The sequence below is a fragment of the Clostridia bacterium genome (genome assembly GCA_017405765.1).
In the GTDB taxonomy this organism is placed as follows: Bacteria; Bacillota; Clostridia; order Oscillospirales; family RGIG577; genus RGIG577.
Genome location: JAFQZS010000050.1, coordinates 57,028 through 82,687, shown reverse-complemented (window position 1 = coordinate 82,687; position 25,660 = coordinate 57,028). Strand labels below are relative to the sequence as shown.

Genomic DNA, 25,660 nt, shown 5'->3' with positions numbered 1-25,660 from the left:
TTGCAGCAATTCACGAATTTTCTCCCTCCGTGCTCGTTCCTCGGAACTGCGTTTTCTTCTGCTGCTCATAATTAAACCTCCAATATGGTGCTTCTATTTTACACCTTATCGGAGGTTTACACAATTTTCGGGACGGCCTCAAGTAAAATGACGCGGCAGCCGACCTAAAATGGCCGGCTGCCGCGCTTTATGATGCGCTTTATCAGTCTATTCGACAAATACGTTGAAGCCGTCGTCTAAATGCCATGCCGTGGTGAAGCCCGCGCGCACCGCATGAGAGATCTGGCCTATATTGTATGCATCGCCTATAACGAAAGCATTTTCAAAGTTTTCTTTTACCGCATCTTCAAGCTCGTTTACCGACTTTACGCCGGATGCGAATATCGTGCAGTCGGCGTTCATTTCAAGATGATCGCCCGTGTTTACCTTTTCAAGCTTTACTACGTTGTTCTCAACAGACAATACCTTGAGTCCCGGAATCGCCTGATAATTGTCATAAGCGGAGAGGAATCTCTTTATATACAGCATATTTGCGCCGGGAGCCGCCATGCCGATCTCGGGCAGCATCTCGACTACGGTCGCATCGACGCCCTGCTCTAACAGGAAGTGAGCAGTCTCCATACCGGTCATGCCGCTGCCTACGATAACTGCCTTGTCGCCGCGGTTCAGTTTTACCTTCTCTAAAAGGATATCGTTCGCGGTGCAGGCGAGAGAGTGGTCTATCTTGATAAAAGGCGGAATGAAGTCCTTGCCGCCAGTTGCAAGCACAACGGCGTAGGGGTCCGTTTCCTTCAGTATATCGAGCGTCGCGTCGGTATTTAAGCGCACCTTAACGCCCACGCGCTCCAAATTGTATTCGTAATACTTTACGAGATTTTCTATTCTGAACTTATGCGGGGGCAGCTTTGCGATATTGAGCTGTCCGCCCAGCTTATTAGTCTTTTCGAAAAGCGTAACGTCAAATCCGCGTATAGCAAGCACACGCGCCGCCTCGCAGCCTGCCGGGCCTCCGCCGACAACTGCCACTTTGCGCCCTGCGCCGTTCTTTCTATACTCCTTATATTCGCGCTCGTAGCCTACGGTGGGATTTACGGCGCATTCTATACGTCCGCGTGTAAGCGAATTTGCGCAGTGCATACATACTATGCAGGGGCGCACCTGCTCGGGCTTGCCTGCTCTCAGCTTATTTACAAGGTTCGGGTCTGCAAGCTGCGGACGCGCAAGCGATACCATATCGCACTTGCCGTCTGCAACGAGGCTGTCGGCATAATCGAAATCGCGTATAAGGCTTACGCCGATAACGGGGATTTTAACAACGGACTTTACGCCCTCTGCAAGCGGAATAAGCCAGCCCTGGTCAAAAAACGCAGGCGCGATAACGCCCTGGGGAGCAAGGCCGTTTCCGGCCGATACGCTTATGATATTTGCGCCGTAGCTTTCCAAAAGAACGGCCATCTTCTTGGCTTCTTCTATCTGCATTCCCTTTTCGCCCAACAGGTCGTCCGCCGAGATGCGAACGGAGATGGGGAAGGAGGGGCCCGCAAGCTTTCTTATGCCTTCCATTATCTCTTTAACTATCCTTAAACGGTTCTCAAGGCTTCCGCCGTATTCGTCGGTGCGCTGATTGAGATAGGGGCTTACGAACTGATTTAAAAGATAACCGTGCGCACAGTGTACCTCCACGCCGTCGAAATTAGCGTACATGGCGGCCTTTGCGCCGAGGATGAACTTTTCTATTATCTCCTGGATTTCAGGCACGGTAAGCTCTCTCGGAGCGGGGGTGCCGGGCATAGCGATAACGCTGGGAGCGACGGGCTGTATGCCGGTATACATCGCCTTTGACATGCTGCCCGCGTGGTGGAGCTGCAAAAATATCTTTGCGTCGAAGCGGTGAACGCCCTCGGCAATCTTTCTGAGTCCGCCCGCAAGCTGGAGGTTGTACGCGCCGAGCTGGTTCATACTGCCGAGGCCGTCCTTGTCGATACGGCAGAACTCGGTATATAAAAGTCCTGCGCCGCCGCGCGCGCGCACCTTGAAATATTCAACGATATCGTCGGAAACAGAGCCGTCGTAGTTCGACAAGGCCGTAGCCAAGCCGGTAAGCACAATTCTGTTCTTGATTTTCAGCTTGCCCACCTTTATAGACTTAAAAAGATTTTCATATCGCATTTTTTTGCACCTGCCTTTGTTTTTTTAAAAGAATTAAGTTAAAACTTATTGATTCTATTATATGCCGTTGCCGCCACCGTGTCAACTGAAAACGGGGCATATGCAACAAAGAAAGCAGGCGTTTTGAACATGTTTTTATTGCTTTTTCATGATTGCAAATGACAACAACTGTAAAAAATCCGGAAAAGTATACTTTTCCGGATTTTTTTGTGCACAGAAGTTGTATGTTGAAAGTATAGCATAAACAAGTAGATTTTGTCTATGATTTTTGGGTATTTTGGCGAAATTTCCTGCAAAATATTTCTAAAATATGGTGTCCGGAAAAGTATACTTTTCCGGACAAAACCGAAGGGAAAGAGGGGGATAACATGGCAAACGATATAGATACTCTGTTGGCGCAGCTCAGAGACAGCGCAAAAAGGACCGCGCTTATTACTCATGACGATTACAGTGACGAGCGGCTGGCGCAGATAATTGTTGACAATGCTAAGATAGCTGCATCAATGACGCCAAACGCGCAGAACTTATCAGAAATGGCTAAATTGACCGGCGAAGCGCAGGCATGCAGCGAAATACTCAAAAACCGTCAGGAAAAGAAAAATAAGGAGCAGGAACGACAGAAGCGTATCTTGCAGAAAAAGCGCGATTGGGAAGAGAAACTTGAAGCGCGAAAGGACGAGGCGATATTGAACCTTAAATATGCCGCATCTCCGAACGGACAGCTTGTCGCCGCAATATTGGAAGATGAGGACGGAAAGACCGAGGAAGAGCTTTACGGCTGGTGCGACGAGCTTTCTTCGCTTGAAGAAAAAGATTTTCATGCGATGCTGGAAGGGCTTGTAAGCGAGGGGATTTTGGTAAAGTATTCCGATGACGATAAGTATTATCTGCGCGTTATATGCGATGAAAGCATGCAGTGGAATCGAGAAAGCGCAGTTAGATTATATAAGAGCCTCACTGGCAATCAACGCATTGCTGAGAAATTTTATGAGAGCCTAAAGCATTCTCCGCATGTTTCTACAAGATATTTTGCATCTCGGTTTTACCAAGATGACAAAAGCAGGTTTTTTAAAGGAGAATACATTTTTAAGAATCTGTACTTTGCAATAACAGAGACGCTTGAGGCAAATAAAAATATGCCTGTCTGCGAGAAGGATATCGCCGAAGATATAAGCGATAGGCATCCCGCAGCAGCTTTTATGAGGGATAATGGGATTATTACAGTCGCATTTACCGAAAAGGATGCAGACGGATATGACGAAAAGTATTACTTGTGGGGAATTATCGGAGAAAGGGGGCGTTTTTGATGAGATGTCGTTTTTGCGGAAGCACGTCGCTTCATGAGGACAAGCAGCATAAGAATTTCAGCACGGGCAAGGCCGTTGCCGGCGCAGTAGCATTCGGCGTAGTTGGCGCGGCTGCGGGATTTATAGGCAAGGACCAAAAGGGCTACCGCTGCGGCGCGTGCGGCGCGTTTATGGAAACGCCTATGGATTCGCTTACCGAGATGTCTGTTGACAGCGCGATACGCGAGGCGGAAGAGGGAAGAAGCCGCGCGATGTTCGATTATTATAAAAAGCAATACGCGAACATTACGGCGAATATACCGGTAAAGGCGGACAGCGCGCAGGGCGCGGCGCCTTCGGCTCCCGTGGAGCGCGAGATAGTATACGTTCCCGTGAATGAGGATAAAAAGGAGCAGGGCGAAGCCGTGAAGCGAAGCTATCGTGCGGGCCTTTGGCTGCCCGACTGCCCCGTTTATGTGGAGAGCGTTACGATAAAAACGGACTTGGGCGGGGACAGGCTCTCGCTTAAAGCATGGAACCAAAGCGACAAAAAAATACGCTCCGTTTATTTTAACGTGAAGGTGTTTGACGATACGGGCGACGAAGTCAGCGCCTGCAAATGCGTTTATCAAGGGCTCTCAGTAGGGACGGGCGGACGCCTTCCCGAGGAGAAGGAGTTTTCGCTCAACACGGAGCTTGCCTACAGAGTCGAGCTTTTCTGCGAAAAAGCTGCATTTGAAGGCGACGACGTGTGGCGAGGCGCAGAGGACGAAAAGCCGGTCGTTCTGCCCGATCAACCCGCGCTCAGCGAGGAGACCTTCCCGCGCCTTAAATACGCCGATTCGCTCTATGCAAAGCAAAGGCGCGATATCCTTAACATGAAAGAAGCGCTTTCTGACGCCGAGTATCTTTCTAAAATACACAGAATAAAAGAAAACGCAAAGAATATCTATATGCCCATGCGCGGCGACGGCTTTTGGCTTTGCGACTGCGGCGTTCCCGTTCGCGACGGCGAAAAATGCCCTAACTGCGGCGACACATGGGAAAACGTCGAGCGGGCGTTTTCACAGACGCATCTTTTAGAGCTTCAGCGTGAGGTCGTAAAGAAACGCGCCGCCGAGAGAGCCGAGGGGCTCGCGGAAAGACTTGACGAAATAAAAGAACGGCAAAGGCAGGCGGAGGAAGAAAGAAAGCTGCAGGCCGAACGCGAAAGACAGCGCCGTGAGAGAGAGCTGGAGGAGCAAAAAAGACGTACATACGATGAAGCGTGCGGCTTAATGAGAACAGACACAATAGACGCGCTGGGAAAAGCTATAACGGCCTTTAGGGGAATAAGCGATTATAAGGACAGTAAGGATCTGTCGGCAAAATGCAAGGACAGGATAGATGAATTAAAAGAAGAGGAGCGCAAAGCAAATCAGGCGAAGTATGACGAAGCGATGGAGCTTTCAAAGAGCGAAGACAAGAATAAGCTGAACCAAGCCATAGGAATACTTCAGGGACTGTCGTCGTTTGGCGATTCTCCCGCGCAGCTTAAAAAGACACAGGACAAGCTTGACGCTATAATCCGAGCGGAAAAGGCGGCAAAAGCGGCGAAAACGAAGAAAACCGCTATTATCATTGCTGTTATCGCTGTAGTGGCAGCAATTGTGGTTTTTCTTTTGATAAATGTAATAATCCCGCAAAACAAATATAATAAGGCAATGGAACAATATGAAGCGGGAGAGTATGTCGCTGCCATGGCAGGATTTGAGGAACTTGGCAATTATAAAGACAGCGTAGAAAAGAAGGTTAGCGCTGAAGTAGCTGAATTAAGCAAGGCACAAGTCGGAGATATTGTCATATTCGGCTCATACGAGCAGGATAACGATACGAGCAACGGAAAAGAGAGAATTGAATGGAGAGTGCTCGCAAAAGAGGATGGTAAAATGCTACTTATCAGCGAATACGCTCTCGATTGCAAGCCGTATAATTCTTCCGGTGTTAGTGTAACGTGGGAAAAAAGTTATATACGCAAGTGGATAAATGATAGTTTTATAAATGAGGCTTTTGTTTCGGAAGAGCAGATGGTTATACAGGATACCAAGGTTATGGCGGATGCAAATCCGCGCTATAGTACGACTGCCGGCAACAATACAACAGACAAGGTATTTCTTATTAGCATTAACGAGGCAAACACATATTTTGGCTCCGAAGTTGAAAGACAGTGCAAGGCTACAGCATATGCCGTAAATAACGGCGCTTATGCAACCAATTCAGGTTCAGGGAATTGCATATGGTGGTTGCGGACACAAGGTCAAACTACTATCGATGCTGTAAATGTCACTTACTATGGGGGTATCAACTTACCAGGCAGCATAGTAGCCACTAAAAACTATGCCGTTCGCCCCGCGATGTGGGTAAGCATCGAATAACCCACCCCACGCACCATGACGTGCCGCAGAGCATTTCTGCGGCACGTTCTTTCTGTCCCAACAACCGACCGTGCATAAATACCGCACAAAACAATACGCCGAATACAGCGTGAAATTAAGGAAAATTCGTCTTGTTTTTTGTTTTTCACGGTGCTATAATCTAAACCGCTGTTCAATAAATAATTCTTATGACGAAGGAAGCGTATTTATGCAGACGGTCGGCTCAAAATGGCATATAGGGATAAGAGGCCTCGATTTCATAAAAAAGAACGCCGTTATGTTTATTGCGCTGCTTGCGGCTCTTATAACGAGCGTTATTGTTCCGCCCGACGCGAAATACGCGGACTATTTCGATTATAAAACGCTTACGTGCCTTTTCTGTGTTTTGGCTGTTGTCTGCGCTCTTCGAAACATAAATTTCTTTTATATAATCGCGCTGAAAATAGTGCGCTGCTTTAAAAATACACGTCTTTGCATATTGGCTCTCGTTTACATAACTCTGATAGGCTCGATGCTCATCGCCAACGATATGGCGCTTATCACTTTTCTTCCGCTGGGATATTTCGTGCTCTCCGTAACAGGCAAAAAGAAGCATATGGCCTTTACCTTCATAATGCAGAACATCGCCGCCAATTTGGGCGGGATGCTAACGCCGTTCGGAAATCCGCAGAACCTTTACATATATACTAAATACAATATCGACAGCCTTGAATTCATGCGCATAATGGCCCTGCCGTTCATAGCTTCGATAATACTTATAACGATATGCTGCATTATATTCGTAAAGCCAGAGCAATTCGAAATAAAAGGCGAATCGGCCCCGCTTGACCGCCGCCGCGCAGCCATATATCTCGTTTTGTTCGCGCTTGCAATACTTATAGTTTTTCGCGGCGTGCCGTATCTTATCGGCCTTGCGATAATCGTTGCCGCGCTTATGCTGCTTGACAGAAAGGCGCTTCGCGACGTTGATTACGGGCTTTTGTTTACTTTCGTTTTCTTCTTTATCTTTGCGGGGAATATGGCAAGGATAGACGAGGTGAGAGAATTTTTCTCATTTATCTTAAACAAGAACGCCATGGTGTTTTCTGAGCTTTCCTGCCAGATAATAAGCAACGTGCCCACGGCGATACTCATGTCTCAGTTTACCGACAATTACAGAGAGCTTCTGTGGGGCGTCAATATCGGCGGCACGGGAACGCTCATAGCCTCGCTTGCAAGCCTTATAACCTTCAGGGAATACGTAAGCCACAACAGGGGAAAGGCGGCCGCGTATATAGGATTGTTCTCGGCGTTCAATTTCGGCTTTCTTATAATACTTACGCTGTTTATGACGGCGGTTAGCAGGATATAAGATCAAAAAAGTTTGCGGAAATATCTTTCGCAAGCTTTTTAATATGCATTTTTGATAACGGCGATCAGAGCTTTGTAAGCAGGTCGTCAAGGTCGCATACGTCTGCGCCGTAGATGGTCTTAAGATACTCAAGGCCCGCAATGTAAGCCTCGTAAGTGTTGGTGTCGGTCGTTTCTTTGGGAACTACTATGTTGTAGCCTCTGAAGAAAGCGTCTGCGGAGGTATGTCTGCAGCAGCAGTCAGCCTGCCAGCCGGTGATGATAACGGTGTCAACGCCCAGCTCCTGAAGAAGAAGCTCAAGATTCGTGCCGTAGAAAGCGCTGTAACGCTTCTTGGGAACGATGTAGTCTTTATCTGTGGGAGTAAGCTCGGGAACTACCTCTGCGCCCTTGGTGCCCTCGACTGCGTGCGGACCCCAGACTACGAATTCGTGGTCTATCTCGGGAGTGTGGCAGTCGTTTGCGTAAATTACCGGAACGCCCTTTTCGTGAGCCTTTTTAACGAGACGAACGTTGGGCTCTATTATGCCGGGCGCGCGCTCCGTAGAGATGGGACCGGTGATGAAGTCGTTTAACAGATCCACAAGAATTACCGCATATTTAGCCATTTTTATACCTCCATTTTCTTTAAAATATAGAGTATTTTTATATGTTATATAGATTTTATCATTGCAAAAGAACGATGTCAATACTAATATTTAGGAAAGGCCAATTGGAATAACATGAAAAAAAGCTTGCGCTTTTTTTCAAGACCTGCCGATAAAAACATAAGATGACGCGCAGAAAATGAAAAATAAGAGTTGACAAGACAAATTGGTTAGTATATACTAACCAGTGTAAGGAATAAGCGAGGATATCCTATGGATAGAGAAAGATTATCGGACGAGTTGAACCGCATTAAAATTGAAAACGCAAAGCTCATGTCGCACATCGCCGGGAACATAGTTCCGAACGGCGAAAAGGCGGTGCTTTTGTGGCTGGGCACGCGAAAGACGGATACTTACGCGATCGATATTATAGATCACTTCGGGCTTACCCCGGGCAGAGTAGCAAATATCGTGAAAAGCCTTGAAAAGCGCGCCTTTATAGAGCGCATCTGGGACGCGAAGGACCAAAGAAAGGCGCGCATTCTTCTGACAGATACAGGGGAAGCGGCGTCAATGGAGGTATTGGGGTGCGCCTCCGCGGCAAATATGTGGCTTATTGATTTTTTGGGCGAAGACGACGCGGTGCAGTTTATAGATATGTTAAAGCGCGCGCTCGAACGAAAGAACAGGATAAATACGAAGCGGGAGAACCCCGCAAATTAAAAGCTTGGAGCCAAGGTCTCCGAGCTTTTAAAAGACATAAAAGTTTCCAATAAAAATTATTATGCGAAACAAATGTCGGTTTATACATATATATCGTATGCGCGGCATATATGATATAACGCGCAGGACATACCGAAAGGATGTTTAATAAATGACTTTAAGCGAATTAAAGGCCGGACAAGCGGCATATATTGACGAAGTAGGCGGCGAGGGCACATTAAGGCAGCACCTTCTTGACATGGGCGTTATTCCCGGCGTTAAGGTAAGCGTTGTGCGCTTTGCCCCTATGAAGGATCCGATGGAGATAAGGCTGCACGGATATCAGCTCACTTTAAGGCTTGCCGACGCGCAGAAGATAAACGTGATACCGCTTGACGACGAAGACGCGGCGGAGCCGCGCGCAAAGGAAAAGCCGAAAGCGGCAAGCCATCCCGGTTTCGGTGAAATAAACAAGACGCACTTTAAGGAACACGGCTCGCCGCTTCCGGCGGGCACTAAGCTTACATATGCGCTTGTCGGAAATCAGAACAGCGGAAAGACGACGCTTTTCAATCAGCTTACGGGAGCAAATCAGCACGTTGGCAATTTTCCAGGAGTGACCGTTGACAGAAAGGACGGCGTTATAAGGGGATATCCCGATACGCTCGTGACCGACCTTCCGGGTATTTATTCCATGTCGCCGTACAGCAGCGAGGAGATAATCTCGCGAGAATTCGTGCTGGAACAGAAGCCGAAAGCGATAATAAACATAGTTGACGCAACGAATATAGAACGTAACCTCTACCTTACGATGCAGCTTTTACAGATGGACACGCCGATAGTTGTGGCTCTCAATATGATGGACGAGGTATACGGCAACGGCGGAAGCATTGATATAAATACGATGGAGGCCATGCTGGGAGTGCCGGTAGTGCCCATCTCCGCCGCGAAGAATCAGGGCGTGTCGGAGCTCGTGCGTCACGCGGTCCACGTGGCGCGCTTCAAGGAAAAGCCTTTGAGACAGGACTTTTGCGATAAGGAGGCGCACGGCGGCGCGGTGCACCGCTGTCTTCACGCCGTTATACATCTCATAGAGGATCATGCCAATACTGCGGCGCTGCCCGTGCGTTTCGCCGCCGAAAAGATAATTGAGGGCGACGATATAATTTTAGAACGCTTGAAGCTCGACCAAAATGAGAAGGAGCTTTTGGAGCATATAGTAGTGCAGATGGAGCACGAGCGCGGCCTCGACAGGAAAGCCGCTATTGCGGAGATGCGCTTTCAGTTTATAGAGAAGGTGTGCCGGGCCTCTGTAGTTAAGCCCCAAAAGAGCCGTGAATATTTAAGAAGCCAGCGCATAGACAGGATACTTACGGGCAAATATACTGCCATCCCGCTGTTCATATGCATAATGGGGCTTGTATTCTTCCTTACGTTCAACGTCGTGGGCGCGTTTCTTCAGGACCTTCTGGCTGCAGGCATAGATGCGCTTACCGAGAAAGTCGACGGCGCGCTTACTGCGGGCGGTGTAAACGAGGTGCTTCACGGGCTTATAGTTGACGGTATATTTACGGGAGTGGGAAGCGTGCTTTCGTTCCTTCCCATAATCGTTGTTCTGTTTTTCTTCCTTTCCATATTGGAGGACAGCGGATACATAGCGCGCGTAGCATTTGTTATGGATAAGATATTCAGAAAAATGGGTCTTTCGGGGCGAAGCATCGTGCCGATGCTCATCGGCTTCGGCTGCACCGTGCCGGCCGTTATGGCGAGCCGCACGCTCCCCAGCGAACGAGACCGTAAAATGACGATACTTCTCACTCCGTTTATGAGCTGCTCGGCAAAGCTGCCAATATACGCATTTTTTGCCGCGGCGTTTTTCCCGAAAAAGGCGGCGCTCGTAATGGTAGGGCTTTACGTTATCGGCATAGCGGTGGGCGTTCTTATAGCGTTTGCGTTCAAGAATACGCTGTTTCGCGGCGAACCGGTGCCGTTCGTGATGGAGCTTCCCAATTACAGAATGCCGGGCGCAAAAAATGTACTCAGGCTTTTGTGGGAAAAGGCGAAGGATTTTTTGCAGCGCGCATTTTCGATAATACTTATAGCCACTATAGTTATTTGGTTTTTGCAGAGCTTCGATCTGCATTTCAACCTCACCGACGTATCGCAGGAGAGCATACTGGCGCTGATATCAAGCGTGATCGTACCGATATTCGCGCCGCTGGGACTGGGCGACTGGCGCATATGCACCGCGCTTATTACGGGATTTATTGCAAAGGAAAGCGTCGTTTCGACGCTTGAGGTGCTTTTCGGCGCGTCGGGCGGCGTAGGAACGGTAATGACGGCCGTGGGAGCGATGTCTATGCTCGTTTTTTGCCTTCTTTATACGCCGTGCGTGGCGGCCATTGCTTCTGTAAAGCGTGAGCTCGGCGGGAAGTGGTCTGTTTTTGTGGTTGTCATACAGTGCGTTATAGCATGGGCTGCGGCGTTCGTCGTGCGGCTTATAAGCCTTATGATGGGATTTATGTAAGGAGGAACCCTTATGCTTAACGGATGGGATATTTTCATCATTGCGGCTGTAGCGGCTGCGGTGTTCTTCGCAGTAAGAACGATATATAAAAACAGAGGTTCGTGCGGATGCTCTCCGGGCTGCGCCGGGTGCGCAAAAAAATGCGCAAAAGCCCGCGGGCGCGCCGAGGTTGACAAAAGTGAACCAAAGGCTTATGATTTAAGTAAATAAATATACGTTTAAGTGCCGCCCATCCCGCCAAAGGGACGGCGGAGAATAGTGAATTCGGTCAGAATCCGAAACGGTACCGCCACTGTATGCGCGTGAGGCCACGCACGCGGCGAAAGCCGGTCATTGGGGATGCTCCCTGAGAAGGCTGTGCGAACAGGCTTATGAGGCGTAAGTCAGGAGACCTGCTTAAACGTAGTTTTACTTACATGCTCTCGATATTGGGGCGGGTAGGTATGTTTTGTCATGCAGAAAAACGGCTGCGGCAGTTCTAACAGAGCTGCCGCGTTTTACTTTTTATATTGCCTTTAGGGGCATAAGACCCTTAAAATAAAAATACGGAGGACAAAAAAATGAAGATCATAAAGAGACTTATACCGTTGGTTTTGGCGTTCTGCCTTATACTCATGGCGGCGGGATGCTCATCTCAGAAGGCAGGCGGGAGCGAAGATGCAGAGCCCGATGCGCAGACTGCCTTGCAGGACGCAGACCAGGCTGCGGCGGACGATGCAGCCGCGCTCATAGACGCCATATACGTTCAGACGTGGAGCGAGGACACCGACGCTCAGTGCGAAGCGGCGCGCGCCGCGTGGGATGCGCTCACCGACGAGCAGAAGGCATTGGTTGCCGGCGAGAACGCCGATCCCGACTATTTCGGCCGCGATACGGGCGACGCATCGCTTGACGATCCGCTCAATTCCGACGGCATAGGCGAGAACGAATTGCTCGTAGTAAGCTTCGGCACGTCGTTTAACGACAGCCGTGCCGCTGACATTAAAGGCATAGAGGACGCGCTTGCGGCGGCTTATCCCGACTGGTCGGTGCGCCGTGCGTTCACGTCGCAGATAATCATAAATCACGTACAGGCGCGCGACGGAGAGAAGATAGACAATATAACTCAGGCGCTTGAACGCGCCGTTTCAAACGGAGTAATAAATCTCGTTATCCAGCCCACACATCTTATGCACGGCGCGGAATACGACGAGATCGTCGAAGCCGTTACGGCTTACGAGGGACAGTTTAATAATATCGTTATAGCAGAGCCACTTCTTGGCGAAGTGGGCTCTGACGCTTCGGTCATAAACTCCGACAAAGAAGCCGTTGCAAAGGCAGTGACCGCGACTGCTGTTTGGGAGAGCGGATTTCAAAGTCCGGCGGTTGCCGCAGAGGCCGGCACGGCTTTCGTTTTAATGGGACACGGCACCTCGCATACCGCGAAGGTATCTTACTCTCAGATGCAGACGCAAATGAATACTCTCGGCTATGAAAACGTATTTATCGGCACGGTAGAGGGTGAGCCGGAGGATACGTCCTGCGAGGCAGTTCTTGCAAAGGTAAGCGAAGCGGGATATAAGTCCGTGGTACTGCGTTCCTTCATGGTAGTTGCCGGAGACCACGCGAATAACGACATGGCGGGCGAAGACGAGGATTCGTGGCTCAGCGTTTTTAATGCATCGGGTAATTTTGAGAGCGTTGACGTTCAGATAGAGGGTCTCGGCAGAATACCGGCGATCCAGTCGATATACGTGCAGCATACGGGCAACGCTATATCATCCGTAGAATAAGGTCGGTGATCGCATATGAAGAATAAAATCATTGCGTTTATATGCGCGGCCGCGCTTATACTTGCGTTTTTTGCGGGATGTGCGTCGAACGACGCGGCGCCAAGCGATGAAGCCGCGCTCCCCGACGGAGTTTACACGGCAGATTTCGACACGGACAGCAGTATGTTCCACGTAAACGAGGCGTGCGGCGGAAAGGGCACGCTTACTGTTGAAAACGGCGATATGACTATACACATTTCGCTTGTGTCAAAAAGGATAGTTACGCTCTATCAGGGCACAAAGGAAGAGGCGGCAAATGACGAAGCGGGCCTTATAATGCCGACATTAGATGAAGTTACATACAGTGACGGGACCTCAGAGGAGGTATACGGCTTCGATCTGCCCGTGCCTGTGCTCGATGAGGAGTTCGACTGCGCCATATTGGGCGCGTCGGGCGATTGGTACGATCATAAGGTGAAGGTATCAAATCCCGAAGCGATATCCGGCGAAGTAAGCGGTGATGCGCTGTCCGACGGCGAATATACGATAGACGTCGTTTTGGACGGCGGCTCGGGAAAAGCAAGCGTTGAATCTCCCGCGGCGCTTTTCGTAAACGAAGGCAAAGCACAGGCGCTTATAATCATGAGCAGCCCTCATTATGAGTATATGACGCTTAATGATACGCAGTACGATCCCGTAAACGAAGAAGGAAATTCGGCATTTATGATACCGTTCGAGCCGGACGGCGAGGGGAATATGGCGGTGAGCGCGCTTACGACCGCAATGAGCGAGCCGCATCTTATAGATTATACTCTGCATTTTGACATGAGCACGATAAAAGCAAAGGGTGAGTAATATGAAGCGGATAACGGCCGCCTGTATTATAATAGCGCTTATAATGCTCCTTTTTTCGGGATGTGCCGCCGATAACAATAAGACAGACGCTTCCTTCGACACGTTAAAATATGAAGAGAGCATGGAGCTTGATTTTGCAGAGCAGTTCTCTGTGGATTATTACGAGGGCGGATATAAGCTTATCACTCTTTCGGACGGCTCAAGATTTCTTGTGATACCCGAGGGCGGAAAGCTGCCCTCGGGTACTCCTGAGGATATAACGCCTCTTTATCAGCCGTTGAAAAACGTATATCTTGCGGCTACTGCGGCAATGTGTCTTTTTGACGCCATAGGCAGCCTTGACGCCATACGTCTTTCGGGAACGAAGTCGGACGGCTGGTATATTGAAAACGCAAAGGCGGCAATGGAGGCCGGGCGTATAATATACGCGGGAAAATACAGTGAGCCCGATTACGAGCTTTTGTTATCCGAGGGATGTCCGCTTGCCGTAGAGTCGATGATGATAGGGCATGCATCCGACGTGAAGGACAAGCTTGAGGAGCTCGGCATAGCCGTGTTCGTAGATCGGTCAAGCCTTGAAGATCATCCTTTGGGACGCACGGAATGGATAAAGGTCTACGGCGCGCTTTTTAATAAGGAAAAAGAGGCAAAAGACGTGTTTGATGAGCAAAAGGCCTTTTTCGACGCCGCAATAAGCGACGAAAGCACGGGGAAAACGGTATCGTTTTTCTATATAAATTCATCGGGAGAGGTAGTAGTTCGTAAAAGCGGAGATTATATAACGAAAATGATAGAGCTTGCGGGCGGAGATTATGTATTTGAGGACATAGGCGATCCGGAGCTTAAAACTTCGACCGTGACAGTGGAAATGGAAACTTTTTATGCGGCGGCAAAAGACGCCGATTATATTATCTACAACAGCGCAATAGATAAAAACCTTGATACAATGGACGAGCTTTTGGAAAAAAGCGCGCTGCTTCACGATTTCAAGGCAGTAAAAAACGGCAATGTATGGTGTACCCAAAGAAATATGTATCAGGAGACGACAAAGCTCGGCGAAATGACAGAGAGCTTTCACATGATATTTTCGGGGGAAGCGGACAAAAAAGACAGCGTGCCGTTTTTATATCGTCTGAAATAAAAAGCGCTTAATGTCAGCGTTGTTTTCCGTGTATGATATAAGCGGGGGAGGCGGTCATAAAATGAAATATAAAAAACCAAATATGCCTTTGCCTGCCGAAAATCAAAAAAAAACTTACGGTGCGGGACGTTTCGTTATTGTTATGATAATACTTGCCGTTATCTTCGTTTTCGGAATGACGCTTAATGTGAACATAGGCTCCGTTTCGATAAAAACGGGCGATATACTAAGTATGATTTGGGCTGCGATCAAGTTTTCTTTGGCAAATCTTTTTACGAACGGCGCATATGAGACTGATCTTCAGTCGGCTGTTTACGGAGCTGCGGAGAGCAGGATACTTTTTTCCATACGTCTGCCGCGCATGATGCTCGCGGCGGTTTTGGGCGGCGCGCTGTCGGTATCGGGATATCTTTTGCAGGTGTTTTTCAGAAACCCGATAGCGGGACCGTTCGTTTTGGGCATATCGTCCGGCGCGAAAATGGTGGTTGGCATTACGCTTATTTTTTTGAGCGGTCACATGAGCCATGTAAGCTCGCTCACGCTCGTTTGTTCGGCATTTGTCGGTTCGATGCTTGTCACCTTTTTGGTGCTCTTGTTTTCACAGAAGGTAAAAAATATGTCCATGCTCTTAGTCGTCGGAATAATGGTAGGATATATATGCAGCGCGGCGACAGACTTCTGTATTACGTTTGCAAGCGAGCACGACGTTGTAAACCTTACAAACTGGTCTATGGGAAGCTTTTCGGGCGCAAGCTGGTCAAACGTAGGACTGGCCGCGGTGATATGCTTTGCGGGAACGGTTGCGGCTATGCTTATTTCAAAGCCGATAGGCGCCTACGCTTTGGGCGAGGGATATGCCTTGAGCATGGGTATAAACATTAAGGCGCTTAGAGCCGCGCTCGTTATATTTTCAAGCGTGCTTTCGGCCTGTGTAACGGCGCTGGCAGGTCCCATATCTTTCGTGGGCGTAGCCGTGCCGCACATAACGCGTTCTCTTTTAAAATCGTCCAGGCCGATATTCGTTATACCGGCAAGCTTCCTATGCGGAGCTGTATTCTGCGTTCTGTGCGACCTTATAGCAAGAACGCTTTTTGCACCAACGGAGCTTATGATAGGAACGGTAACTTCGGTTTTCGGAGCGCCGGTCGTAATATACATGATGATCAAGCGAAAGAAGGCGGAGGGTGACTGAATATGTCATATTTCAAAACAGAAGATCTGGCTGTCGGTTATGACGGCGCCGCGCTTATACGCGATATAAATATAAGTCTTGAAAGGGGCAAGATACTTACGCTTATAGGCCCTAACGGGGCAGGCAAATCTACTGTTTTAAAATCGATGGCTCGTCAGCTTTCGCCGATATGCGGCGCTGTGTATATAAATAAGCGCGAGATCTCATCAATGACGCCGCGTCAGCTCTCAAGGGAAATGTCTGTCGTGCTTACCGAGCGTGTGCGCTCGGAGCTTTTGACGTGCGCCGAGGTCGTCGCCATGGGGCGCTATCCATATACGGATATGTTCGGACGGCTGAGTGCCGGCGATAAAGCCGCGGTAAAAGACGCTCTTTTAAAAGTGCGTGCAAGCGAACTTGCCGATAAGGACTTTTTTACGCTGTCTGACGGTCAAAAGCAGCGCATAATGCTTGCGCGCGCCATATGTCAGGAGCCGAAGGTGATGCTGCTCGACGAGCCTACGGCATATCTCGATATACGATATAAGATAGAGCTTTTGGAAATTTTAAGAGAGATGGCGCGTTCGGGAGTTACAGTGATAATGTCGCTTCACGAAATAGATCTGGCAGTAAAGGCGTCGGACTATCTTGTATGCCTGAAAGGAGATAAGATAGAGGCTTTCGGAAGTCCGGAGGATATTCTTGGGGACGATACGATAGAGCGCCTCTACGATCTGGAAAAAGGGTCGTACGATCTTTTGTTCGGAAGCGTGGAGCTAAAAAAACCAAAAGGAGCGCCGCGCGTGTTCGTAGTTTCGGGAGCGGGGCGCGGCATACCTTTTTACAGGGCGCTTCAAAAGCGCGGTATACCGTTCGCAACGGGCGTGTTGTTTGAAAACGATGTTGACATGTATGCGGCAAAGCGCCTGTCGGACTGCATTATATCGGCGCCCGCATTCGAGCTTGTTTCAGAGGAGCGCTTTAATAAGGCGGCGGATGTGCTTTTAAAATGCAGCGCCGTAATAGATGCGGGAACGCCTGTAGGCACGTTTAATTTGCCGAATGCGCGCCTTGTTGAGCTTGCCGGTAAACGTGGCATGCCGATATACAAAAGTATAGGAGCAGTATTAAATGAAAATGTGTGACGATAAAAAAATGCACATACCGCGAATTCTTATATCGGGCACATCGAGCGGTTGCGGCAAAACCACCGTAGCAAGCGCCGTTATAAAAGCTCTTGTAAACAGGGGACTTAAAGTAGGCACGCAAAAGTGCGGCCCCGATTACATAGACCCCATGTTTCACGCAGCGATAACGGGCGACAAGGGCTCAAATCTCGACAGCTTCTTTTTTGACGATGAGACGCTTCGCTTTTTGCTTCAAAATAAAGCGAAAGACAAGGATATAAACATAATAGAAGGCGCTATGGGATTTTATGACGGAATAGGCATGTCCGAGAAGGGAAGCGCCTATGATATATCAAAGCGCATAAATTGCCCCGCTGTTCTTACGGCGCCGGCAAACGGCGCTTCGCTTTCGACACTCGCTTTGATAGACGGCTTTATATCGTTTTATCCAGACAATTTGATATGCGGCGTTATTCTTAACAGGTGTACGCCCGGAATATATGAGGAGCTTTCAAAAGAAATTAAAAAAAGATTCAAAAAGCGCGTGCTCCCTCTCGGCTTTATGCCTTACATGCCCAAATGTTCGCTTGAGAGCCGTCATCTCGGACTTGTGACGGCGCGGGAGGTCGACGGGCTTAATGAAAAACTAAAGATGCTGTCCTGTCAGGCAGAAAAAAGCATAGATCTAGACGCTGTAATAAAGCTCGCAAATGAAGCGGAGCCTTTGGATAACGCAAACATTGCGGCTCCTCGCTTTGAAAGCGTGCGCATCGGCGTTGCGCGCGATGAAGCGTTTTGCTTTTATTACGAGGACAGTCTTTCCTTGTTGGAATGTATGGGAGCCGAGCTTGTAGATTTCAGCCCCCTGCACGATAAAAAACTGCCCGAAGGTATCTGCGGTCTGTATCTTGGGGGCGGATATCCCGAACTGTATGCGCAAGGTCTTTGCAAAAATACGTCTATGCTTATTTCCGTTAAAAGCGCGCTGTCAGACCGACTGCCGTGCATTGCCGAATGCGGCGGCTTTATGTATCTTACAAAAAGCATAGGAGAGTATCCCATGGCGGGCTTTTTTGACGGCAAGTGCTTTGACACGGGCAGACTTTCCCGATTCGGATATATTGAGCTTACGGCAAAGCATGACAATATGCTCTGCCGCAAGGGAGAGAAAATACGCGCGCACGAGTTTCACTATTGGGACTGCGGATCAAGCGGCGATTCATTTGAAGCGCGAAAGCCCTCCGGCAGAGTATGGAGCGGAGTATTTGCAACAGACAGACTCTACGCCGGATACCCCCACTTTCATTTTTATTCGAATATCGATTTTGCAGTAAACTTTTATAAAGCATGTTTGGAGGAAAAGCATAAGAATGATCGAAAACATAGAGCCTTCGGAAATTGAAAAGCGCAGCTTTGAGATAATTTCTGAGCTGCTCGGAGGAAAGATTTTGGCGCCTGAAAACGAGCAGGTGATAAAACGCGCCATTCATGCGACGGCAGACCTTGACTATGCCGACGATCTCGTTTTTTCCGAAGGAGCAGTAAAGAAGGGTATTGCGGCGCTTCGGAGCGGATGCGATATCGTTACCGATACGAATATGGCGCGTGCCGGCATAAATAAGAGCGTGCTTTCACGCTTGGGCGGGCGCGTACATTGCTTTATGTCTGATGAAGATGTGGCTTCCGAGGCGAAAGCGCGCGGCATAACGAGAGCGGCTGTGTCGATGGAAAAGGCTTCGCACATAGAAAAATCGTGTATTTTTGCCATAGGCAACGCGCCTACCGCTCTTATACGACTAAAGGAGCTCTGCGATGAAGGGCACATTCGGCCTGCGTTGGTGATAGGCGTTCCCGTGGGATTTGTAAACGTAGCGGAAAGTAAAGAGCTTATCATTATGTCGGACATGCCGCATATCGTTGCTCGCGGGAGAAAGGGCGGAAGCAGCGTTGCGGCCGCTGTTGTAAACGCGCTTCTTTATCAGATAATGCGGTGAAGATATGAGAGAGTATATAAATAAAGACGGAAAGCGTTTAAGGCTTGGATATACTACGGGCACATGCGCCGCGGCAGCGTCAAAGGCGGCGGCATGGATGCTTCTTACGGGCAGAAGGCTTGAAAAGATAACTATATCAACGCCTAAGGGGATAAATGTAACGCTTGACATAGAAGAAATAAGCATAGATAAAAACTCGGTAAAATGCGCCGTTAAAAAAGACAGCGGCGACGACCCCGACATAACCGACGGGATATATATTTTTGCCGAGGTTTCGCGCATATCTGCGCCCGAAATACTTATCGAAGGCGGACGCGGCATAGGCCGCGTGACTAAGAGAGGACTTGACAGAAACGTGGGCGAGGCGGCGATAAATTCCGGCCCGCGCCGCCAGATAAGAGATAACCTTTTGGAGGTTTGCCGTATCACCGATCACAGGGGCGGGCTTTCGGTGCTGATATCCGCGCCCGAGGGCGAGAGCATTGCAAAAAAGACTCTAAACTCCCGCCTCGGGATAGTGGGAGGCATATCTATACTCGGAACTACCGGGATCGTGGAACCGATGAGCGAACAGGCGCTTATAGAAACGATACGTCTGGAGCTTTCTGAGAGAAAAGAGAGCGGTGAGGAATATGTAATGCTTGCGCCCGGAAATTACGGTATTGAATATATAAAAAGCCTGGGAGCAGATGAAAAATATGCGGTGGTCACCTCTAATTTTATAGGAGACGCTTTAGATTTGGCCGTTATGTTCGGTTTTAAAGGCATACTCATCATAGGCCATATGGGCAAACTTGTAAAGCTTGCCGGAGGGATGTTCAATACTCACTCAAAATACGGAGACTGCCGAATGGAGATAATAGCCGCCAATGCCGGCACTCAGGGGATTTTTCCAAATCAAATGGAGCGAATTCTTGAGTGTCCCACATGCGATGCGGCGCTTGATATTCTAAAAGAAAACAATGTTTATGATAATACGCTGAGACGAATAATGCAGCGCATCGAATCAAATATAAGCGCACGCATATCGGGAAAAGCCGAAGCAGGTGTTATAATGTTTTCAAGACAGCACGGCTTTTTATGCGAAAGCGAAAACGCGCAAAGTCTTTTTAAGAAGATAGTAAAGGAGTAATACCATGGTTTACTTCGTAGGAGCGGGAAGCGGCGCGCCTGACCTTATAACGATAAGAGGCGCGCGCCTTTTGAGCGAAGCCGACATTATAATATATACGGGATCTCTTGTAAATCCCGAGCTTCTTTCATATGCAAAAAAAGACTGCAGAATATTTAACAGCGCGAAGATGACGCTTGATGAGGTGATAGACGTCATAAAACGGGCGGAGGGAGAAAGAAAGACAACGGTGCGTCTTCATACGGGAGATCCGTGTCTTTACGGCGCCGTAAGGGAGCAGTTTGACGCGCTCTTTAAGCTTGGAATAGAGTTTTCGGTATGCCCGGGAGTCAGCTCGTTTTCGGCGGCTGCGGCTTCGCTTAAAGCGGAGTATACGCTTCCCGGCGTAAGCCAAAGCGTGATAATCACGCGCGCGGCGGGACGAACGCCCGTGCCTGATGCGCAGTCGGTGCGCGCTCTCTCGGCGCATAAGGCGACCATGGTGATCTTTTTAAGCGCGTCGCTTTGCGAAAGTCTTCAAAGCGAGCTTATTTTGGGCGGATGGAGCGAAGACACGCCCGCAGCAGTTGTGTACAAGGCGTCTTGGCCTGACGAAAAGATACTTCGATGCAGTGTGGGCACGCTTTATGATACCGTAAGACGAAACAATATAGAAAAGACTGCGCTTATAATAGTTGGGAACGTTTTGGGCGATGAGTATTTACGTTCGCTTTTATACGATCCTGCGTTCAGTACAGAATACCGAGAGGCGAAAAAATGAAGATCGCAATTTTTGCATACAGTAAGAGGGGACGCGCTTTGGCAATAAGGCTTAAAGCCTGCATTAAGGACTGTGAGGTTTGCATTTTCGTTCCCGAAAGATTGAAAGAAGCGGGACTTATTACGATACAAAGCCTGTCCGCCGACTTATATAAAGAGCTCTTTTCCAAGGCGGACGCACTCGTTTTTATCGGCTCCTGCGGCATTGCCGTAAGAAATATAGCGCCGTATGTTCATAACAAGCAGACAGACCCTGCAGTTATAGTTATAGATGAGCTGGGACGCTTTGTGATACCGATCTTATCGGGACATATAGGCGGGGCAAACGCGCTTGCGCTGAAGCTGTCCGAATATTTAGAGGCGACTCCCGTAATAACAACGGCAACTGATATAAATCATAGGTTTTCGCCCGATGCATGGGCAAAAAAGAACGGATTTGTCATTGGAGATATAAGCCTTGTAAAGACGGTGTCGGCGGCAATACTTGAACGCGATGTGCCGATGATATGCGATCTCCCGGTAAAAGGAGATTATCCCCGAGGCATACAAATAAATGCTCGGGGCGATACAGGTATACTTATAAGCTATAAAACAGGCGCCGCGCCGTTTGAAAAAACGCTTTGCCTCATTCCCGTTATCCTTCATGTGGGCATAGGGTGTAAAAAAGGAACAAGCGCAGAGCAGATAAAGAAAGCCATAGAGAACGTTTTTTCCCGCGAGGGCATAGACAAGCGCGCTGTAAAGCTTTATTCGACTATAGATCTAAAGGCAAATGAGCCGGGGCTTATAAGCTATTGCCGCGCTGAGGGAAAGCCGCTTGTTGTTTACGGCGCAAAAGAGCTTCGCGCTGTAGAGGGCGATTTTGTCGCGTCTGATTTTGTAAAAAGCGTTACGGGAGTTGACAACGTATGCGAACGCGCCGCAATGGCGGGCGCGCACGAGCTTGTAGTGAAGAAAACGGCTGCAGGCGGCGTGACTGTTGCGGTTGCGGCCGAAAATACGGAGGTGTGCTTTGAGTAAGCTTTATGTGGTGGGCATAGGTCCGGGGAGCCGCGGGGATATGACCAAGAGAGCAGACAGCGCGCTGAGAGCCGCCGACGTTATAATAGGTTACGGCGTATATACCGAGCTTATACGAGACCATTATCCCGAAAAAGAGTTTATCAGTACGCCGATGACAGAGGAGGTAAAGCGCTGCCGTATCGCAATAGAGCTTGCAAGCGCGGGAAAGACGGTAGCCGTCGTATGCTCGGGAGACAGCGGAGTATACGGCATGGCCGCGCTTATATATGAATTAAGAGGCGAAAGCTTGGCGCCACAGATACGGGTAATACCGGGAGTTACCGCCGCTTTGAGCGGGGGAGCGCTTTTAGGCGCGCCGATATCGCACGATTTTGCCGTGATAAGCTTAAGCGACCGCCTGACGCCGTGGGAGAAGATAGAAAGGCGCCTTAGCGCGGCGGCCTGGGCCGATATGGCTATCGTCATATATAATCCGGGGGGACGTGCGCGCCCCGATCATTTGAAAAGGGCTTGCGAAACGCTTTTAAAGATACTTCCGAAGGATCGCGTCTGCGGCATAGCAAGAAACGTGGGGAGAGACAACGAAAGCCGGAAAATACTTTCGCTTTTACAGCTTAGAGACGAAACAGTCGATATGTTTTCAACTGTTTTTATTGGAAACTCAGAAACAAAGATAATAAACGAAAATATGATAACGCCGAGAGGGTATAAAAATGTATAATATATGCATTTTTGCAGGAACAACTGAAGGGCGAAGGCTCATTGAAATATTTGGCGAATATGATGATGTTCGCATTACCGCATGCGTTGCGACCGATTATGCAAAAATGCTTATTGCGCCGAAAAAGACGATAGATGTGATGACGGGACGCATGGAATATGGCGAAATGGAAGAGCTTTTTCAAAAATCGCGCTTTGATACCGTTATAGACGCTACTCATCCTTATGCAGATAAGGCAACGGAGAATATAAAGCGAGCTGCGCATTCTGCCGGTCTGGAATATATAAGAATAAAACGCGCAGAGTCCGAGGTTTCAAATGATATCGCGTTCTTTGACCGCGTGTCGGACGCGGCAGATCATCTCAGTAAAAGAGAAGGCAATATACTCTTTACAACGGGAGTAAAAGATATAGGGCGCTTTTCCTCTGTGACAGGCTTTAAGGAGAGAGCTTACGTACGCGTGATCCCCGCAGAGTCTTCTCTTAAGCAATGCAGAGACGCCGGTGTTTTGCCCTCGCATATAATAGCCATGCAGGGCCCGTTTTCCGAAGAAATGAACATAGCAACGATAAAAATGACCAAAGCCGTATATCTTGTAACAAAGGACGGAGGAAGCGCGGGAGGCTTTTATGAAAAGCTTGAAGCGGCGAAGAAAACGGGCGCGCGCCTTTTGGTGATAGGACGCCCCAAAGAAGATGAAGGTCTTGCTTTTTCTGAAGCGGTGAAGCTTTTAAAAGAGCGCTTGGGCATAGCTTTGAGGCCGCTTGTCTTTGTGATAGGTATGGGCATGGGAAACGAAGGCACGCTTACGTCCGACGCGGCAATTGCACTGAAGGATTCGGACTGCATAATAGGCGCAAAGCGCCTTTTATGTGCGGTAAGCGACAAAAATAAGCCTTGTTATGAGGCCGTATCCTCCGATGATATAGCCAAGTTTATATCATCGCATAAGGAGTATACACGATTTGCGGCAGTCATGTCAGGCGATACGGGCTTTTTCAGCGGTGCAAAAAAGCTTATAAATAAGTTTTCTTTTTGCGATGTAAAGGTAATACCGGGAATCAGCTCACTTTCATACCTTTGCGCTGCGCTTAAGACGCCGTATGACGACGCTGCGTTTTTAAGCCTTCACGGAAGAGAATGCAGCGTTGCAAATAAGGTCAAAAACAACCGCCGTCTTTTTGTACTCTTAGGAGGAGAGAACACAGCCGAAGGCTTATGTAAAACGCTTTCGGAAGCGGGTCTCGGTTTCGTTAAGGTAAGCATCGGAGAACGGCTGGGGTATAAAGATGAAAAGGTGACTACGGGTACGGCTATGGAGCTTAAAGACGGCAAATACGACTCGCTGTGCGCGGCGCTTATAGAAAACGACCGCGCACAGAAAAGCTTTATTTTCGGTCTGCCTGACAACGCTTTTTCGCGCCCTGAAAGCGACGGCAGGTCAATACCCATGACAAAAAGCGAGGTGCGTGCGGTATGCCTTTCAAAGCTTAGGCTTTGTGAATGCTCCGTTCTTTGGGATATAGGCGCGGGCACCGGCTCCGTGTCCGTTGAGGCGGCGCGCCTTTTGGAAAGCGGACACGTATATTCAATAGAAAAAAGAGAAGAAGCGGCAAAGCTTATAGAAAAAAACAAGGAGAGCTTCGGCCTAGATAATATTACGGTGATAAGAGGCTTGGCGCCTGAAGCGTGCGAGGATCTTCCAACGCCTACCCACGCTTTTATCGGCGGAAGCGAAGGGCATATAAAAGATATCGCAGATGTTTTGCTTAAAAAAAACCCGAATGTACGCATAGTTGCGACTGCAGTTTCCCTTGAAACCGTATCACAGCTCAACTCTTTGATGAAAGATCTCGGATTTACATATACAGAGGTCGTATCTTTAAGCACGGCGCGCGCAAAAACGGCCGGAGAGCACACTCTCATGCGCGCCGAAAACCCGATATACATATTTTCGATGCAGACAAAGAAGGAAGCGTTATGATCCTGTCGCTTGCCGCTTTTATAATAGGCTTTATAGTTGATCTTATCGTTGGGGACCCGCACGGTTTCCCTCATCCGGTCGTATTTATGGGAAAGCTTATAAGCGCACTTAAAGGCGCGCTGCTTCGGGTCTTTCCGAAAACAGCGGCGGGAGAAAGGGCGGCGGGCGTTTGCCTTTGGTTTATTACGGCCGCCGTTTCAACATGTGCGCCGCTTATTATACTTATCGTCTTAATGCAAATAAGCCCATGGCTTAGGCTGGCCGCAGAAAGCTTTATGTGCTGGCAGATAATTGCCGTTAAGTCCTTAAAAGACGAGAGCATGAAGGTTTACAGGGCGATTTGCGACGACGATACCAAAAGAGCAAGACACGCCGTATCAATGATCGTGGGGCGAGATACGGAAAGGCTTGACAAGGCGGGCATAATACGCGCCGCAGTTGAGACGGTCGCGGAGAACACATCGGACGGGGCGGTCGCGCCTATGTTTTTTTTGGCAATAGGCGGCGCGCCGCTTGGCTTTTTTTACAAAGCCGTAAATACAATGGACTCGATGATAGGATATACCGATCCGCCGTTTAAAAATATAGGTGCGTTCGCGGCGAGAGCCGACGATGTATTTAACTTCATACCGGCGCGCATTTCGGCGCTTTTTATGCTCGCTGCAGGCGCGATTTTGGGATTTGACGCAAACGGCGGCGTGAAGATATTTAAAAGAGACAGATATAATCACAAAAGCCCAAATTCCGCTCAGACGGAATCGGTATGCGCAGGTCTTTTGGGCATACGCCTTGGGGGCGGCGCATGGTATCACGGAACGTTCCACGAAAAACCGTATATCGGCGACGATACAAGAGATATAGAAAATGAAGACATAGCGCGCGCCTGCCGCCTTTTATATTTGACGTCGGTCATCACGCTTATGGTATTTTGCACGATCAAAATCATTATTATCATATAGGGGGAAAA

At 48.9% G+C, this 25,660-nt stretch carries 21 protein-coding genes and 1 riboswitch; of the genes, 19 read left to right on the top strand and 2 right to left on the bottom strand.

The genetic code is table 11. From position 1 onward, the window contains the following. Window positions 1-207: 207 nt before the first annotated feature. Window positions 208-2,169 (bottom strand): FAD-dependent oxidoreductase, encoded by a 1,962-nt coding sequence (locus IJG50_09370; protein ID MBQ3380050.1) that lies wholly within the window; start codon window positions 2,167-2,169, stop codon window positions 208-210. A gap of 368 nt (window positions 2,170-2,537) precedes the next feature. Here IJG50_09370 and IJG50_09365 point away from each other — a divergent pair, with 368 nt between their 5' ends. The 3 genes from IJG50_09365 (at window position 2,538) to IJG50_09355 (ending at window position 7,220) form a co-directional block, all read left to right on the top strand. Next, window positions 2,538-3,476, top strand: coding sequence for a hypothetical protein (locus IJG50_09365; protein ID MBQ3380049.1), 939 nt, complete (start codon window positions 2,538-2,540; stop codon window positions 3,474-3,476). Continuing rightward, complete coding sequence (locus tag IJG50_09360; protein ID MBQ3380048.1) at window positions 3,476-5,869, top strand: hypothetical protein; 2,394 nt, start codon at window positions 3,476-3,478, stop codon at window positions 5,867-5,869. The genes IJG50_09365 and IJG50_09360 overlap by 1 nt, the downstream gene beginning before the upstream one ends. Before the next feature lie 208 nt (window positions 5,870-6,077). After that, window positions 6,078-7,220: a citrate transporter gene (locus IJG50_09355; GenBank protein ID MBQ3380047.1), complete on the top strand. Its 1,143-nt coding sequence runs from the start codon at window positions 6,078-6,080 to the stop codon at window positions 7,218-7,220. Between the two features lie 64 nt (window positions 7,221-7,284). Here the strand turns inward: IJG50_09355 and IJG50_09350 are convergent, their stop codons facing one another. Continuing rightward, window positions 7,285-7,827 (bottom strand): cysteine hydrolase, encoded by a 543-nt coding sequence (locus IJG50_09350; protein ID MBQ3380046.1) that lies wholly within the window; start codon window positions 7,825-7,827, stop codon window positions 7,285-7,287. 252 nt (window positions 7,828-8,079) lie between these two features. On the opposite strand from IJG50_09350, the gene IJG50_09345 reads away from it, so the two are divergent. The 16 genes from IJG50_09345 to cobD all read left to right on the top strand — a co-directional run bounded on the left by IJG50_09345 (window position 8,080) and on the right by cobD (window position 25,652). Then, window positions 8,080-8,529 carry a winged helix-turn-helix transcriptional regulator gene (locus IJG50_09345; protein MBQ3380045.1) on the top strand — a complete coding sequence of 150 codons (450 nt, stop codon included), beginning with the start codon at window positions 8,080-8,082 and terminating at the stop codon, window positions 8,527-8,529. 151 nt (window positions 8,530-8,680) lie between these two features. Next, complete coding sequence (gene feoB, locus IJG50_09340; protein MBQ3380044.1) at window positions 8,681-11,035, top strand: ferrous iron transport protein B; 2,355 nt, start codon at window positions 8,681-8,683, stop codon at window positions 11,033-11,035. Between the two features lie 12 nt (window positions 11,036-11,047). Beyond that, window positions 11,048-11,245 (top strand): FeoB-associated Cys-rich membrane protein, encoded by a 198-nt coding sequence (locus IJG50_09335; GenBank protein ID MBQ3380043.1) that lies wholly within the window; start codon window positions 11,048-11,050, stop codon window positions 11,243-11,245. After that, window positions 11,239-11,450, top strand: a riboswitch (cobalamin riboswitch). It overlaps the preceding gene by 7 nt. A 145-nt stretch (window positions 11,451-11,595) precedes the next feature. Beyond that, on the top strand, window positions 11,596-12,807 hold the full coding sequence (locus tag IJG50_09330; protein MBQ3380042.1) for a sirohydrochlorin cobaltochelatase: 1,212 nt from the start codon (window positions 11,596-11,598) through the stop codon (window positions 12,805-12,807). Window positions 12,808-12,822: 15 nt separating this feature from the next. Beyond that, on the top strand, window positions 12,823-13,641 hold the full coding sequence (locus IJG50_09325) for an iron transporter (protein ID MBQ3380041.1): 819 nt from the start codon (window positions 12,823-12,825) through the stop codon (window positions 13,639-13,641). Between the two features lies 1 nt (window position 13,642). Then, window positions 13,643-14,782, top strand: coding sequence for an ABC transporter substrate-binding protein (locus IJG50_09320; protein ID MBQ3380040.1), 1,140 nt, complete (start codon window positions 13,643-13,645; stop codon window positions 14,780-14,782). 142 nt (window positions 14,783-14,924) lie between these two features. Beyond that, window positions 14,925-15,974, top strand: a complete 1,050-nt coding sequence (locus IJG50_09315; GenBank protein ID MBQ3380039.1) for an iron ABC transporter permease — start codon at window positions 14,925-14,927, stop codon at window positions 15,972-15,974. Beyond that, entirely contained in the window at window positions 15,971-17,098 is a 1,128-nt protein-coding gene (locus tag IJG50_09310; GenBank protein ID MBQ3380038.1) for an ATP-binding cassette domain-containing protein, read from the top strand. The genes IJG50_09315 and IJG50_09310 overlap by 4 nt, the downstream gene beginning before the upstream one ends. Beyond that, on the top strand, window positions 17,085-18,482 hold the full coding sequence (locus tag IJG50_09305; protein ID MBQ3380037.1) for a cobyrinate a,c-diamide synthase: 1,398 nt from the start codon (window positions 17,085-17,087) through the stop codon (window positions 18,480-18,482). Before IJG50_09310 ends, IJG50_09305 begins: the two co-directional genes overlap by 14 nt. After that, the gene (locus tag IJG50_09300) at window positions 18,451-19,074 is read left to right on the top strand and encodes a precorrin-8X methylmutase (protein ID MBQ3380036.1); all 624 of its coding nucleotides are present in this window, start codon (window positions 18,451-18,453) and stop codon (window positions 19,072-19,074) included. The genes IJG50_09305 and IJG50_09300 overlap by 32 nt, the downstream gene beginning before the upstream one ends. Window positions 19,075-19,078: 4 nt before the next feature. Next, on the top strand, window positions 19,079-20,206 hold the full coding sequence (cbiD, locus tag IJG50_09295; protein ID MBQ3380035.1) for a cobalamin biosynthesis protein CbiD: 1,128 nt from the start codon (window positions 19,079-19,081) through the stop codon (window positions 20,204-20,206). A 4-nt stretch (window positions 20,207-20,210) separates the two neighbouring features. Next, on the top strand, window positions 20,211-20,966 hold the full coding sequence (gene cobM / locus IJG50_09290; protein MBQ3380034.1) for a precorrin-4 C(11)-methyltransferase: 756 nt from the start codon (window positions 20,211-20,213) through the stop codon (window positions 20,964-20,966). Further along, window positions 20,963-21,985: a cobalt-precorrin 5A hydrolase gene (locus tag IJG50_09285; GenBank protein ID MBQ3380033.1), complete on the top strand. Its 1,023-nt coding sequence runs from the start codon at window positions 20,963-20,965 to the stop codon at window positions 21,983-21,985. Before cobM ends, IJG50_09285 begins: the two co-directional genes overlap by 4 nt. After that, window positions 21,978-22,709: a precorrin-3B C(17)-methyltransferase gene (gene cobJ, locus IJG50_09280; GenBank protein MBQ3380032.1), complete on the top strand. Its 732-nt coding sequence runs from the start codon at window positions 21,978-21,980 to the stop codon at window positions 22,707-22,709. Before IJG50_09285 ends, cobJ begins: the two co-directional genes overlap by 8 nt. Beyond that, entirely contained in the window at window positions 22,702-24,693 is a 1,992-nt protein-coding gene (cobK, locus tag IJG50_09275) for a precorrin-6A reductase (GenBank protein ID MBQ3380031.1), read from the top strand. The genes cobJ and cobK overlap by 8 nt, the downstream gene beginning before the upstream one ends. Continuing rightward, entirely contained in the window at window positions 24,690-25,652 is a 963-nt protein-coding gene (gene cobD, locus IJG50_09270; GenBank protein MBQ3380030.1) for a cobalamin biosynthesis protein CobD, read from the top strand. The genes cobK and cobD overlap by 4 nt, the downstream gene beginning before the upstream one ends. Window positions 25,653-25,660 lie beyond the last annotated feature (8 nt).